The organism is Nocardia sp. NPDC047654, from assembly GCF_043205035.1.
In the GTDB taxonomy this organism is placed as follows: Bacteria; Actinomycetota; Actinomycetes; order Mycobacteriales; family Mycobacteriaceae; genus Nocardia.
On record NZ_JBIDDF010000021.1, the window covers coordinates 70,502 to 82,481 of the forward strand.

The 11,980-nt window shown below is 69.0% G+C and carries 13 protein-coding genes; 8 read left to right on the forward strand and 5 right to left on the reverse strand.

The features are described from left to right. Window positions 1-4: 4 nt before the first annotated feature. Window positions 5-868: an oxygenase MpaB family protein gene (locus tag ACGF7Y_RS33120; RefSeq protein WP_393240855.1), complete on the reverse strand. Its 864-nt coding sequence runs from the start codon at window positions 866-868 to the stop codon at window positions 5-7. Between the two features lie 169 nt (window positions 869-1,037). Between ACGF7Y_RS33120 and ACGF7Y_RS33125 the strand changes: the two genes are divergently transcribed. Further along, window positions 1,038-1,670 carry a TetR/AcrR family transcriptional regulator gene (locus ACGF7Y_RS33125; RefSeq protein ID WP_040869514.1) on the forward strand — a complete coding sequence of 211 codons (633 nt, stop codon included), beginning with the start codon at window positions 1,038-1,040 and terminating at the stop codon, window positions 1,668-1,670. Between the two features lie 5 nt (window positions 1,671-1,675). On the opposite strand, the gene ACGF7Y_RS33130 is transcribed toward ACGF7Y_RS33125, so the two are convergent. Together ACGF7Y_RS33130 and ACGF7Y_RS33135 are read right to left on the reverse strand one after the other, a co-directional pair. Next, window positions 1,676-2,395: a hypothetical protein gene (locus ACGF7Y_RS33130; protein ID WP_393240857.1), complete on the reverse strand. Its 720-nt coding sequence runs from the start codon at window positions 2,393-2,395 to the stop codon at window positions 1,676-1,678. A 105-nt stretch (window positions 2,396-2,500) separates the two neighbouring features. Continuing rightward, complete coding sequence (locus ACGF7Y_RS33135) at window positions 2,501-3,352, reverse strand: oxygenase MpaB family protein (RefSeq protein ID WP_393240860.1); 852 nt, start codon at window positions 3,350-3,352, stop codon at window positions 2,501-2,503. A gap of 126 nt (window positions 3,353-3,478) precedes the next feature. Between ACGF7Y_RS33135 and ACGF7Y_RS33140 the strand changes: the two genes are divergently transcribed. Together ACGF7Y_RS33140 and ACGF7Y_RS33145 are read left to right on the forward strand one after the other, a co-directional pair. Then, on the forward strand, window positions 3,479-4,897 hold the full coding sequence (locus ACGF7Y_RS33140) for an acyl-CoA synthetase (protein WP_393240862.1): 1,419 nt from the start codon (window positions 3,479-3,481) through the stop codon (window positions 4,895-4,897). 33 nt (window positions 4,898-4,930) lie between these two features. After that, window positions 4,931-5,323: a PPOX class F420-dependent oxidoreductase gene (locus tag ACGF7Y_RS33145; RefSeq protein ID WP_393240865.1), complete on the forward strand. Its 393-nt coding sequence runs from the start codon at window positions 4,931-4,933 to the stop codon at window positions 5,321-5,323. 78 nt (window positions 5,324-5,401) lie between these two features. Here ACGF7Y_RS33145 and dapD read toward each other — a convergent pair whose 3' ends face one another. After that, window positions 5,402-6,349, reverse strand: a complete 948-nt coding sequence (gene dapD, locus ACGF7Y_RS33150; RefSeq protein ID WP_063051105.1) for a 2,3,4,5-tetrahydropyridine-2,6-dicarboxylate N-succinyltransferase — start codon at window positions 6,347-6,349, stop codon at window positions 5,402-5,404. A 10-nt stretch (window positions 6,350-6,359) separates the two neighbouring features. Further along, window positions 6,360-6,527 (reverse strand): hypothetical protein, encoded by a 168-nt coding sequence (locus tag ACGF7Y_RS33155; protein WP_393240868.1) that lies wholly within the window; start codon window positions 6,525-6,527, stop codon window positions 6,360-6,362. Window positions 6,528-6,628: 101 nt separating this feature from the next. Here ACGF7Y_RS33155 and dapE point away from each other — a divergent pair, with 101 nt between their 5' ends. The 5 genes from dapE (at window position 6,629) to ACGF7Y_RS33180 (ending at window position 11,924) form a co-directional block, all read left to right on the forward strand. Then, complete coding sequence (dapE, locus tag ACGF7Y_RS33160; protein WP_393240870.1) at window positions 6,629-7,732, forward strand: succinyl-diaminopimelate desuccinylase; 1,104 nt, start codon at window positions 6,629-6,631, stop codon at window positions 7,730-7,732. Between the two features lie 112 nt (window positions 7,733-7,844). Beyond that, window positions 7,845-8,624 carry an enoyl-CoA hydratase-related protein gene (locus ACGF7Y_RS33165; RefSeq protein WP_393240872.1) on the forward strand — a complete coding sequence of 260 codons (780 nt, stop codon included), beginning with the start codon at window positions 7,845-7,847 and terminating at the stop codon, window positions 8,622-8,624. Window positions 8,625-8,776: 152 nt separating this feature from the next. Then, window positions 8,777-9,586: a TIGR00730 family Rossman fold protein gene (locus ACGF7Y_RS33170; RefSeq protein ID WP_357036257.1), complete on the forward strand. Its 810-nt coding sequence runs from the start codon at window positions 8,777-8,779 to the stop codon at window positions 9,584-9,586. Continuing rightward, window positions 9,580-10,140, forward strand: a complete 561-nt coding sequence (locus ACGF7Y_RS33175) for a TIGR00730 family Rossman fold protein (RefSeq protein ID WP_393240875.1) — start codon at window positions 9,580-9,582, stop codon at window positions 10,138-10,140. The genes ACGF7Y_RS33170 and ACGF7Y_RS33175 overlap by 7 nt, the downstream gene beginning before the upstream one ends. 14 nt (window positions 10,141-10,154) lie before the next feature. After that, window positions 10,155-11,924, forward strand: a complete 1,770-nt coding sequence (locus tag ACGF7Y_RS33180; RefSeq protein WP_393240878.1) for a long-chain-acyl-CoA synthetase — start codon at window positions 10,155-10,157, stop codon at window positions 11,922-11,924. Window positions 11,925-11,980 lie beyond the last annotated feature (56 nt).

Here is an 11,980-nt window from a genome sequence, read left to right on the forward strand (position 1 = left end):
GCGGTTACACCAGCGGCTTCCCCTGCCGCAGCCGCCTGCGCAGGTCGTAGTGGTAGGCGTTGAGCGGGAACATTCGTGCCGATTTCGGCAGTCGCCGGTGCACGGCCCCGATGGCCCGCAGCAGCCGGTCCAGGCGCCGCTGGTCGCGGTCGGTCCAGGTCATGCCCATCTCGTCGCGCAGGTGCTGCGGGAGCAGGCCGGTGACGATGAAGCGTTGCAGCCCGGCGAAGACGACCTGCACCGGTCGCGGCATCATCTTCAGGTCGATCAGGCCGTCGAAGTAGTCTCGCAGCTCGGGCTCGATGCCGTGCTTCTTCAAGTTCTCGTCCCAGTACCGCTGGAATGCGGCGCGATTCGCCGGCCACATCTCCGGCCGCATCTGCAAGGTGGTGCCCAGGCGCGCGGCGTAGTCGTAGAAGGCGTCGGCGGTGGCGTCGTCCATGGGGCCGTGCATCCGGGTGTAGAGGTCATCGATGCCCCAGTACAGGCAGGCCGCGACCCACAGCTGCAGGTTCGGGTCGAAAGCGTTGTACTTCACCGGGCTCGCTGCGGTGGAGCGCACCGATCGGTGCGACACGTTGACGGCCTCGCGGTACGCCTCGCGCTCGGCATCCGACCCGAGCAGCGCGACGGCGATATAGGTGAGGGTGGTGCGCAGCCGCTTGATCGGATGCAGCGTGACCTTGCCGCTGTCGACGGTGCTCTCCAGGACGCCGCGGCCGACCGGGCGCAAGCTCAGCTGCATGATGACATTGGCCGCGCCGCCGAGAAAGGCGGCGATGCCGTCCACGTACTCTTCGACCGTCTCCGGCGTGAGGGCTCGGCTGGGGTCGGGCTCGTGCTCGGCGGTGCGCAGCGGCGCGGTCATCGTCGACCTCGTCTTTCGTGTCGGCCCGATCCAGGAAGCATCGGTCGATGAGAAGATTATTCCCCAACTTTCTCATCGACTCGCGGCTGGTGTCAATCATGCGAGAAGACGGTGACGGTGTGCGATGCTGAAAGTGTCATCGTTTCGGTCTCGCGGATAGGGTTGAGGTATGGCCAGGTTGACCAGGCTGCTGCCGCTGGTGCGCAGCGCTGCCCCCGAGGATCGCAACCAGGCGCGAGTGCTGGACGCGGCGCTGCTGGCGTTCCTCGACTTCGGTATCAAGCGGACCAGCATGGTCGAAGTCGCGCGCCGCGGCGGATTGTCGCTGGCCACGCTCTATCGCCGCTTCGCGAGCAAAACCGATCTGATCAGGGCCGTCGGGCTGCGGCAGACGCGCGATTTCATCGAGGAGGTCGACGCCGCGCTCCAGCGCCAGGTAGACCGGAACGCGAGCGCGGAAGATCAGATCGTCGAACTGTTCGCCGCGTTCATCAACGGCCTGCGCGGAAATCAGCTGATCCACCGGCTGCTTGCCACCGAACCCGAACTCGTGCTGCCCTACCTGACCACCCAGGGCGCTCCGGTCATCGAGCTCGGGCGGGATTACCTGGCCGAATTCATCACCCGCTTGCAGCGCGAAGGCAAGTTGCCGGAATACGATCCGGAGCCGTTGGCCGAGATGATCGCCCGTACCGCGCTGTCACTGGCGCTGACGCCGCAGACCGTCATCCCGCTCGGTGACGACGCGTCGATCCGGCAGTTCGCGCGCGACCACGTTGCGGTGTCGTTCCGGGTGCGCTGACCGGCTCAGCGGTGCAGCGGGACCCCGGTGATCATCGCCCAGAGCGCGGCCGTCACGTCCGCGGTCTGCTCGGCCGAGGTACCACGAGTGTGCGCGGTCACGGCGAAACCGGGGCCGTAGGAGGCCGAGGCGACCTCCGGCTCGCCGAGATCCGACCAGCCCCATTTGGTGCCGAGCACGAACGGCCACCGTGCGGTGCCCCAGTCCTGTTCGGTGCCGTCTTGGGCCGTCGATCCCGCCGCCGCCATCCATTCGAAGATCGGTGATCCGGGATCGGTGCGCAGTTTCGTGGCCAGAAAGTCGGAGACGTCGGCGGCGCTGGTCGTCCCCGCGCCCCAATTGGGTCCGGGCGTCGTCTCGGCGAGCCCGTATTCGGCGGCGATCGCGGCGATGGCCTGGGGATACTTGGCCTCCATCACGCTCGCCGCCCCGTCATCGGAATAGCGGATCATTTGCTCGCCTAGGAATCGATCCTCGGCCGAGCCGTCGCCACGGCGCAGGGCGTAGTCGGCCAAGAAGAGTTTGGACAGCGACAGGCTCGAGCGCGACTCGTGTTCGTTCGCCGTGCCCCAGCCGATGCCCACCGAGGTGCGCACGGAGATCGCTGTGCGCGGCGGTACCGCGGCCACCTCGGTCTCCGCGGTCTCGTCAGCGCAGGCCAACGGGGCGGACAGCGCCAGGAGCGCGCCGGCGACGAGCGCGGTCGCGGTCAATCGGTAGCCCATCTTCTCCTCCTGGCTCGCGTCGTCGGACCGCCGATCGGGGACACCACGATCGGGAGGTACGTGATGCGATTGCCCAGGAGTAGCTATACGAAACGGAGTCCGCCGTCAGACCAGGCGCAGGCCGAGCCGGCGCCGGAGGCGCATATCGAGGAGATAGGCGTTCAGGGGAAACAGGCGGATCGGTCGCGGGAGCCGGGATTGCGTGGCCCCGACCGCGCGCAAGATGTGGGCGAGTGCGCGCTCGTCGCGGTCGGTCCAGGTCATGCCCATCTCGGCGCGCAGATGCTCGGGCAGCAGGCCGGTCACGAAGAAACGATGCAGGCGCCCGAACGCCAGCTGCGCGGGCCGGGGCAGCATGCGCAGGTCGACGAGGTCGTCGAAATAGGCGCGGATGACCGGGTCGATGCTGGTCTTCGCCAGATTCGTGGCCCAGTACTCCTCGAAGGCGCGCCGGTCGGCCGGCCACATCGATTCGGGCATCTGAAGGGTGGTGCCGAGCCGGGCGGCCAGATGGTAGAACGCGTCGGCCGTCGCCTCGTCCATCGGGCCGTGCATGCGCTCGTACAGATCCTGCGCTCCCCAATGCAGGCAGGCCGCGACCCAGAGTTGCAGCGCGGGGTCGAAGGCGTTGTAGCGCACCGGGCTCGACGCGGTCGAGTGGACGGGGCGGTGTGAGACGTCGACCGCCTCGCGATAGGCGGTGCGTTCCTCGTCGGTGCCGAGCATCGCCACCGAGAGGTAGGTCAGGGTGGTGCGCAGTCGTTTGATCGGATGCAACATCACGTTGCCGCTGTGCACGGTGCTCTCCAGCACGCCGTATCCGACCGGCGGAGTGCTCAGCTGCATGATGACGTTCGCGACGCCGCCGAACAAGCCGGCTATGCCGTCGATGTATTGCCCGATGTCGAAGGAATCCGGCGATTCGGGGGAACGCGTGGCGGGAAGTGGCCTGGTCATCGTCGACCTCGCAGTGCTGAGAAAGCTATGCAACAACGTTCTCACTACGTCAGCGGGAGTGTCAACCGTCACAGCCTGCACCGGTCGCCACGCGCCGCGGTGAACCCGGCGAAGTAGCGTGGTCGGATGTCGTTCGGTCCTCCGCTGCTGCTCAGTTCGCTGAACCCGCTCGCCGTCGCAGGCGGAGCGGACATCCCCGACGCCGTCACCATCGACGGGACCACCCTGTCCCGCAGTGACCTGCTGGGAGCGGCCACTTCGGTGGCCGAACGCGTCGCGCGCGCCGAGCGGGTGGCGGTGCTGGCAGGCCCCACCGTGGAGACCGTGCTCGCGGTGGTCGGCTGCCTCATCGCGGGTGTCACCGTGGTGCCGGTGCCACCGGACTCCGGAACCGCGGAGCGCGCGCACATCCTGGCCGATTCGGGTGCTCAGGCGTGGCTGGGGCAAGCGCCGCAGGACGCGGAACTGCCCGTGCTGCCGGTGCGACGGCACGCCAGGTCATGGCACACCTATCCCGAACCCGACCCGGCCGCTACGGCATTCGTGCTGTACACCTCGGGAACCACCGGTTTGCCCAAGGGCGTGATGCTCAGCAGGGGCGCGATCGCCGCCGGTCTGGACGCCCTCGCCGACGCATGGGCCTGGACCGCGAGCGACACGCTGGTGCACGGGCTCCCGCTGTTCCACGTGCATGGGCTGATTCTCGGCCTGCTCGGCCCGCTGCGCGTGGGCAGTCCGCTGATCCACACCGGCAAGCCGACGCCGCAGGCGTACGCGGCGGCCGGAGGTTCGCTGTACTTCGGTGTGCCGACCGTGTGGTCGCGGGTGGTCGAGGACCCCGACTCGGCGAAGCGATTGTCCGGCGCGCGGCTGTTGGTCTCCGGTAGTGCGCCACTGCCCGTGCCGGTGTTCGAGCGACTGCGCGAGCTGACCGGGCACGCGCCGGTCGAGCGCTACGGCATGAGCGAGACCATGATCACGCTGTCCACCCGGGCCGACGGCGAGCGCAGGCCGGGCTGGGTCGGCACGCCGGTGCGCGGCGTGCGCACCCGGCTGCGGGACGAGTCCGGCTCCTCGGTCCCGCACGACGGCGAGAGCATCGGCGGCCTCCAAGTGTCCGGCCCCATGCTCTTCGACGGTTATCTGAACCGACCGGAGGCGACCGCGCAGAGCTGGACCGAGGACGGATGGTTCCGGACCGGCGACGTCGCCGCGATCGACGCGCAGGGCTTCCACCGCATCGTCGGCCGGGAATCGGTGGACCTCATCAAATCCGGTGGCTACCGGGTCGGCGCGGGGGAGATCGAGACGGTGCTGCTCGGTCATCCGGCGGTCGCGGAGGTCGCGGTGGTCGGTCTGCCCGACGACGACCTCGGTCAGCGCATCACCGCCTTCGTCGTGCTGCGCGATGCCGCGACCGAACGCGAACTGATCGACCATGTCGCCGGTGAACTCTCGGTGCACAAGCGTCCGCGCGAGGTCCGCGTGGTCGACGCACTGCCGCGCAACGCGATGGGCAAGGTGCAGAAGAACAAGCTGGGTTGACCTCGAGTTCGGTAGAGGTTCTACGGTCGGCCCATGACTTCGACCCTGACCCCCGAACAGATCGACTACCTGCACACCCAGCGCCTGGGCCGGCTGGCCACCGTCCGGCCCGACGGCACCCCGCAGAACAACCCCGTCGGCTTCCGCTACAACGCCGACCTGGGCACCATCGACATCGCGGGCTGGAACATGGGCGCCTCGTGGAAATTCCGCAACCTCGCCACCAACGACCACGTCGCATTCGTCGTCGACGACATCGCGTCGGTCCAGCCATGGCGGGTCCGCTTCCTCGAAATCCGCGGCACCGCCGAAGCGCTCACCGACGTCGACCCGTACATCTCCGGCGCCTCCCGCGAGATGATCCGCATCCATCCCGGACACGTCATCGCATTCGGGCTCTCCGGTGAGTCTCCCCACCTCGCCTGATCCGGCCGAGGCTGCACGAGTGGACATGGTTGCGGCAAAGCGCGAGAAGACCTCTCGACCCTGTCCACTCGTGAAGTTCTAGTCGTTGGCGTGGAGGTCGGCGTTGAGTTCTATGCCGGTGCCCTTGCGGGGGACTACCTCGACGGCGCCGGTGGTGGAATTGCGGCGGAACAGGAGGTTGTCGTGGCCGGCCAGGTCGGCCGCCTTGACGAGGGTGCCGTCGGGGGTGGTGACCTTGGTGCCCGCGGTCAGGTAGAGGCCCGCCTCGACCACGCAGTCGTTGCCGAGCGGGATACCGAGGCCGGAGTTCGCGCCGAGCAGCGAGCGCTCGCCGATGGAGATGACCTTGGTGCCGCCGCCGGAGAGCGTGCCCATGGTGGACGCGCCGCCGCCGATGTCGGAGCCGTCGCCGACCACGACACCCGCGGAGATGCGGCCCTCGATCATCGAGGCGCCGAGGGTGCCCGCGTTGAAGTTCACGAAGCCTTCGTGCATGACGGTGGTGCCGGAGGCCAGGTGCGCGCCGAGGCGGACGCGGTCGGCGTCGCCGATACGGACGCCGGAGGGCAGCACGTAGTCGACCATGCGCGGGAACTTGTCCACGCTGTACACGGTGACCGGACCGCGAGCGCGCAGCTTGGCGCGGGTGGCCTCGAAGCCCTCCACCGCGGCGGGGCCGTGGTTGGTCCACACCACGTTGGTCAGCAGGCCGAACTGGCCGTCCAGACTCACCTCGTGCGGCTTGACCAGGCGGTGCGAGAGCAGGTGCAAGCGCAGGTAGACGTCGTGCGCGTCGACCGGGGCGGCGGACAGGTCGGCGATCGTGGTGCGCACCGCGATCACGTCGACCCCGCGCGCGTCGTCGAAGCCCAGCAGCGCCGCGTACTCGGCGGGCGCCTCGTCCAGCCGCTTGGTGCCGGTCTCGGCGAACTCGCCCAGCTGCGGGTTCGGGTACCACGTGTCCAGTACGGTCCCGTCCGCGGTCACATTGGCGATACCGACTGCTGCTGCTCCCTGGATGCTCACGGCCTAGAGGTTACCGACCCGCGCCGGACAACGGTGCGGCTGCTCCGGCGACCGCCGTCACCAAGCTCGATACCCGTTCGGCTCCGGGACCGGACGGCCGAGTGCCCGGTGAGCAGCCGACGCTGCCACCCGAGTGCACGAAGATCACCGCGTCCACCGAACGCACCCCTTCCCTCACGCGCAGCAGTGTGACGAGCCGCGACCGCTCCCGGAAGAGGCGGCCGCGACCCGAGGCGGCGTGCGGGCCGTCGCGGGTGAGCGGGTCGTAGGGTGAAGCGTGTGACCATCGACCTGCATGCCGACCCGATCGCACTGACCGCCGCACTCGTCGACATCCCGAGCGTCTCGCGCGACGAGGCGGCCATCACCGACGTGGTGGAGCGGGCGTTGCGTGAGCAGACGACGGGGTTCGAGATCCTCCGGCACGGAAACGTCGTGCTGGCGCGCACCGAGCGTGGGCTGCCCACCCGGGTGATCCTGGCCGGGCACCTGGACACCGTGCCGATCGCCGACAACGTGCCCGGCCGGTTCGAGGTGAGCCCGGTGGGTGAGCGGGTCCTCTACGGCTGCGGCTCGGTGGACATGAAGTCGGGCGACGCGGTCTTTCTGCACCTCGCCGCGACCGTCACCGACCTGGTGCACGACCTGACCCTGATCTTCTACGACGGGGAGGAGATCGCCGCCGAGTTCAACGGGCTCGGGCACATCGAGCGCGATCTGCCCGACTGGCTCACCGGCGACCTCGCCGTGCTCGGCGAACCGTCCGGCGGCTGGATCGAGGCCGGTTGCCAGGGCGCGCTGCGCGCTCGGCTGCGCACGTCCGGCGTGCGTGCGCACGCGGCGCGGGCGTGGCTGGGCGACAACGCGATTCACCGGCTGGCCCCGATCCTCGGGCGGCTGGCCGACTATCGCGCGCGGGAAGTGGACATCGACGGCTGCGTCTATCGCGAGGGTCTGTCCGCCGTCCAGGTCGAGGCCGGAGTAGCGGGCAATGTCGTGCCGGACGCCGCCGAGCTGGAGGTCAACTTCCGTTTCGCTCCCGACCGCACGATCGACCAAGCCGTCGAGCACGTGCGCGAGGTCTTCGCCGGACTCGAGCTGTCCTTCGAGGTGATCGACGCGGCGCCGGGCGCGCTGCCCGGCCTGACGGCGCCGGCGGCCAAGGACCTGATCGACTCGGTGGCGCGCCACGGCGGCGGCGGTGTCCGCGCGAAGTACGGCTGGACCGACGTCTCGCGTTTCGCGGCCCGCGGCATCCCCGCCGTCAACTTCGGTCCCGGCGATCCCAACCTCGCGCACAAGCGCGACGAGCACGTCCCCGTCGACCAGATCACCGCCGTCACCGCCATGTTGCGCAGCTACCTGAGCAGCGCACCGGACTGAACGCTCCGCGCGGATCAGGGTGCTCTCGCCGCATTCGGTGCGGCGCGGTAGGCCTCCGAATCGGGGTTTCCGACCTGTCGTGTCGCTGCCCGCGGCGATCTACGGTGGAGATATGACCGCCTTGGAGTATCGGCATCTGCTGGTCGCGCGGGACGGCGACACGGTGCGCATCACCATGAACCGGCCGGAGCGGCGCAATGCGCTGTCGGGTGAGCATCTGGCCGAACTGCTCGACTCGTTCCGGGCCGCCGGGGCGACCGACGCCGCCGGGATAGTGCTCGGGGCGCGCGGCCCGGTGTTCTGCGCGGGCCACGATTTCGCCGACGTCGCCGCGCGCGACTTGCTCGGCGTGCGGGAACTGCTCACGCTCTGCACCGAGCTCATGTCGACCATCCAGTCGGTGCCGCAGGTGGTGATCGCCCGGGTGCACGGTCTGGCCACGGCCGCAGGCTGCCAGCTGGTGGCCTCCTGTGATCTGGCCGTCGCCGCCGAATCCGCCGGTTTCGCGCTCCCCGGCGGCAAGGGTGGCTGGTTCTGCCACACCCCCGCGGTGCCGGTGGCCCGCGCCGTCGGACGTAAACGCCTGATGGAAATGGCCCTCACGGGTGACCCGATCGATGCCCGCACCGCCGAACAGTGGGGCCTGATCAACCGAGTGGTGCCGGACGCCGAGCTGGACACTGCCGTGGGTGCGTTGCTCGCCCGCGCTACCCGGGGCAGCCGGGCCAGCAAGGCACTCGGCAAACGCACCCTCTACAGCCAACTCGACCGTCCCGAAGCAGACGCCTACGCCCTCGCCCTGGAAGTCATGGCCGCCGCCGCTCAACTTCCCGGCGCCCGCGAGGGAATGGCGGCCTTCCTGGCGAAGCGCCCGCCCGCCTGGCCCGATTAGCGCAGCCGTGGCACCTGCCCCCGGGGTCGAAATCGCGAGCGCCGCCGTCATCACGTACCCACCGAGACCGGACGGAGAGTGACTCGGAACGCCCGGACGACTTCTCCCGTCCAGCCCCTGGGTCCGCCTTGCCGGACGGTAGCGTGGAACGCATGTCCACCGACGCCGCGGACCGTGAGGTCGCCCCCAAACCCAAGTCGACACCGAAATTCCGCGGCCCGATCATGTTTCGCCGCGAGCGGGCCGACGGCGTGGGCACCGCCGACCGGCACCTGCTGGACAAGCGTGGCGACACGGACTGGGTACACACCGATCCATGGCGCGTGCTGCGCATCCAAGCCGAGTTCGTCGAGGGCTTCGGCGCGCTCGCCGAGGTGCCGCGGGCGGTGACCGTCTTCGGTTCCGCGCGCACGTCCGCCGACCACCCGGAATACCAGGCCGGGCGGGCCATCGGCGCCGCGCTGGCGCGGGCCGGTTTCGCGGTGATCACCGGCGGCGGCCCCGGCGCGATGGAGGCGGCGAACCGGGGCGCCTGCGAGGCGGGCGGCTACTCGATCGGCCTCGGCATCGAGCTGCCGTTCGAGCAGAGCCTCAACGACTGGGTCGACCTGGGCATCAATTTCCGGTACTTCTTCGTCCGCAAGACGATGTTCGTGAAGTACTCGCAGGCGTTCATCTGCCTGCCCGGCGGTTTCGGCACGCTCGACGAGTTGTTCGAGGCGCTGACACTGGTGCAGACGCACAAGATCACCCGGTTTCCCATCATCCTGTTCGGCACCAGGTACTGGGCGGGGCTGGTCGATTGGCTGCGCGATTCGCTCGGCGGTTCGGGCAAGATCTCCCCCGGCGACCTCGGTCTGCTGCATGTGACCGACAGCGTCGAGGAGGTCGTGCACATCATCCAGGCCGCCGCGGAGGCGGGTGGCGCCGAGGACGCGATCGGGACGGAGGATCAGTGGTGAGCGATCGGCCTTTCGCCGTCTGCGTCTACTGCTCGGCGAGCACCACCGACCAGGACTACCTCTCGCTGGCCGCCCGGGTGGGCACCGAGATCGCCCGGCGCGGTTGGCAACTGGTGTCCGGTGGCGGGCATGTCTCGATGATGGGCGCGGTCGCCACCGCGGCGCGCGCGGGCGGCGCGAACACCATCGGCGTGATCCCGAAACACCTGGTGCACCGGGAGGTCGCCGACGTCGACGCCGACGAGTTGGTGGTCACCGACACCATGCGCCAGCGCAAGCAGGTGATGGAGGACCGCGCCGACGCCTTCCTCACCCTGCCCGGCGGCATCGGCACGCTGGAGGAGTTCTTCGAGGCCTGGACCGGCGGCTATCTGGGACAGCATGAGAAGCCCGTTGTTGTGCTGGATCCCAATGGCTTCTTCCGCGGGTTGTTTTCCTGGCTGGACGAGTTGTACGAGCGGAAGTTCGTGCCCCAGACGGCATTGGACCGGATTACCGTGGTGACCGATCTCCCGTCCGCGTTCGCGGCACTGGAGGCGGCGCGGACCCAGTGAGGAGAGCTGAAGACGTGAGCACCGACGCCCGCTCGACGGTGAGTTTGTTCGACCTCGCCCGAAATCTTCCCGGGATGGCCCTGGACGCGCCGGGCATGCTCCGCAACGCGCTGAGCATGCTGGTGACGGCGGATTCCAAGTCCTCGGTGGGGCTGTATTTCCAGCGCAGCGCCCACCGGCATCCGGATCGGTTGTTCCTGCGGTTCGAGGGGGCGACCTTCACTTACGGTCAGGCCAACGCGCAGGTGAACCGGTATGCGAGCGTGCTCGCGGACCGGGGGGTGCGGCGCGGCGACGTGGTCGGCGTGCTGATGACCAACCGGCCGGAGACACTGTTCGTCGTGCTGGCCACGGTCAAGCTCGGTGCCACCGTTGGGTTGCTCAACCACCATCAGCGTGACAACGTGCTGGCGCACAGCTTCGGCCTGCTCGGCAGCGTGCTGAACGTGGTGGGCGCGGAATGCGCCGACGCGATCGACTCGCTGCCCGAGCCACCCGCCGACGTCCTCGCCGCCGACGAACTCGACGAGGCGGCCCGCGACGCCGACGACGCCGATCCACCGAGCTGTGCGGAGATCACCGCGCGGGACCGGGCGTTCCTCATCTTCACCTCCGGCACCACCGGATTGCCGAAGGCCAGCGTGATGACCCATCTGCGCTGGACCAAGAGCATGGCAGGCCTGGGCGGCCTGGGAATTCGCCTGCGCGGCAACGACACTCTGTACTGCTGCCTGCCGCTATACCACAACAACGCGCTCACCGTCGCGTTGTCCGCGGTGCTGGCCTCCGGCGGCACACTCGCGCTCGGCCGCGGTTTCTCCGCGTCCCGGTTCTGGGACGAGGTCATCCGCGAGCAGGCCACGGCGTTCATCTACATCGGCGAGCTGTGCCGCTACCTGGTCAACCAGCCCGCCAAGCCGACCGATCGACAGCACCTGGTCCGGCTCGCCGTCGGCAACGGGCTGCGTCCGGAACTGTGGGACGAGTTCAAATCCCGGTTCGGCATCGAGCGGATCGTGGAGTTCTACGGCGCGAGCGAGGCGAACATCGCGTTCGTCAACGCCTTCGGCGTGGATCGCACGGCTGGTTTCGGTCCGCTGCCGTACGCCGTCGTGGAGTACGACGAGGGGACCGGAAAAGCGAAGCGGGACAACAAGGGCCGTTTGCGCCGGGTCGGCACCGGCGAGGTCGGGCTGCTGCTGGCCAAGGTGACCGATCGCTCGCCGTTCGACGGTTACACCGACAAGGACGCCACCGAGGCCAAGCTGGTGCGCGACGGCTTCCAGTCCGGGGACGTCTGGTTCGACACCGGCGACCTGGTCCGGGAGCAGGGCTGGCATCACATCGCGTTCGTCGACCGGCTCGGCGACACGTTCCGCTGGAAGGGCGAGAACGTGGCGACCACCGAGGTGGAGGGCGCGCTGAGCAAGGCGGAGCCGATCGCGCAAGCGGTGGTCTACGGCGTGGACATCCCCGGGACGGACGGCAAGGCGGGCATGGCCGCGGTGACGCTGCGTCCCGGTGCTGAATTCGACGGGGCGGCGGTGGCGAAGCTGGTCTACCAGCAATTGCCGGGGTATGCGGTGCCCTTGTTCATTCGTATCGTCCACGAACTGGAGCAGACCTCCACGTTCAAAAGCCGCAAGGTCGAACTGCGCAAGCAGGGGTATACCCCGGACCCCGACAGCACGCTGTACGTCCTCGCGGGCCGCACCGAGGGCTATGTCCCCGCCTACGACGACTATGCCGCCGAGGTAGCGGCGGGACGGGCGCCCAAGAGCTGACGGGCGAGATCAGCACGGCCTGAAGACCCGGAGTGACGGACTGGCTACAGTCGTTG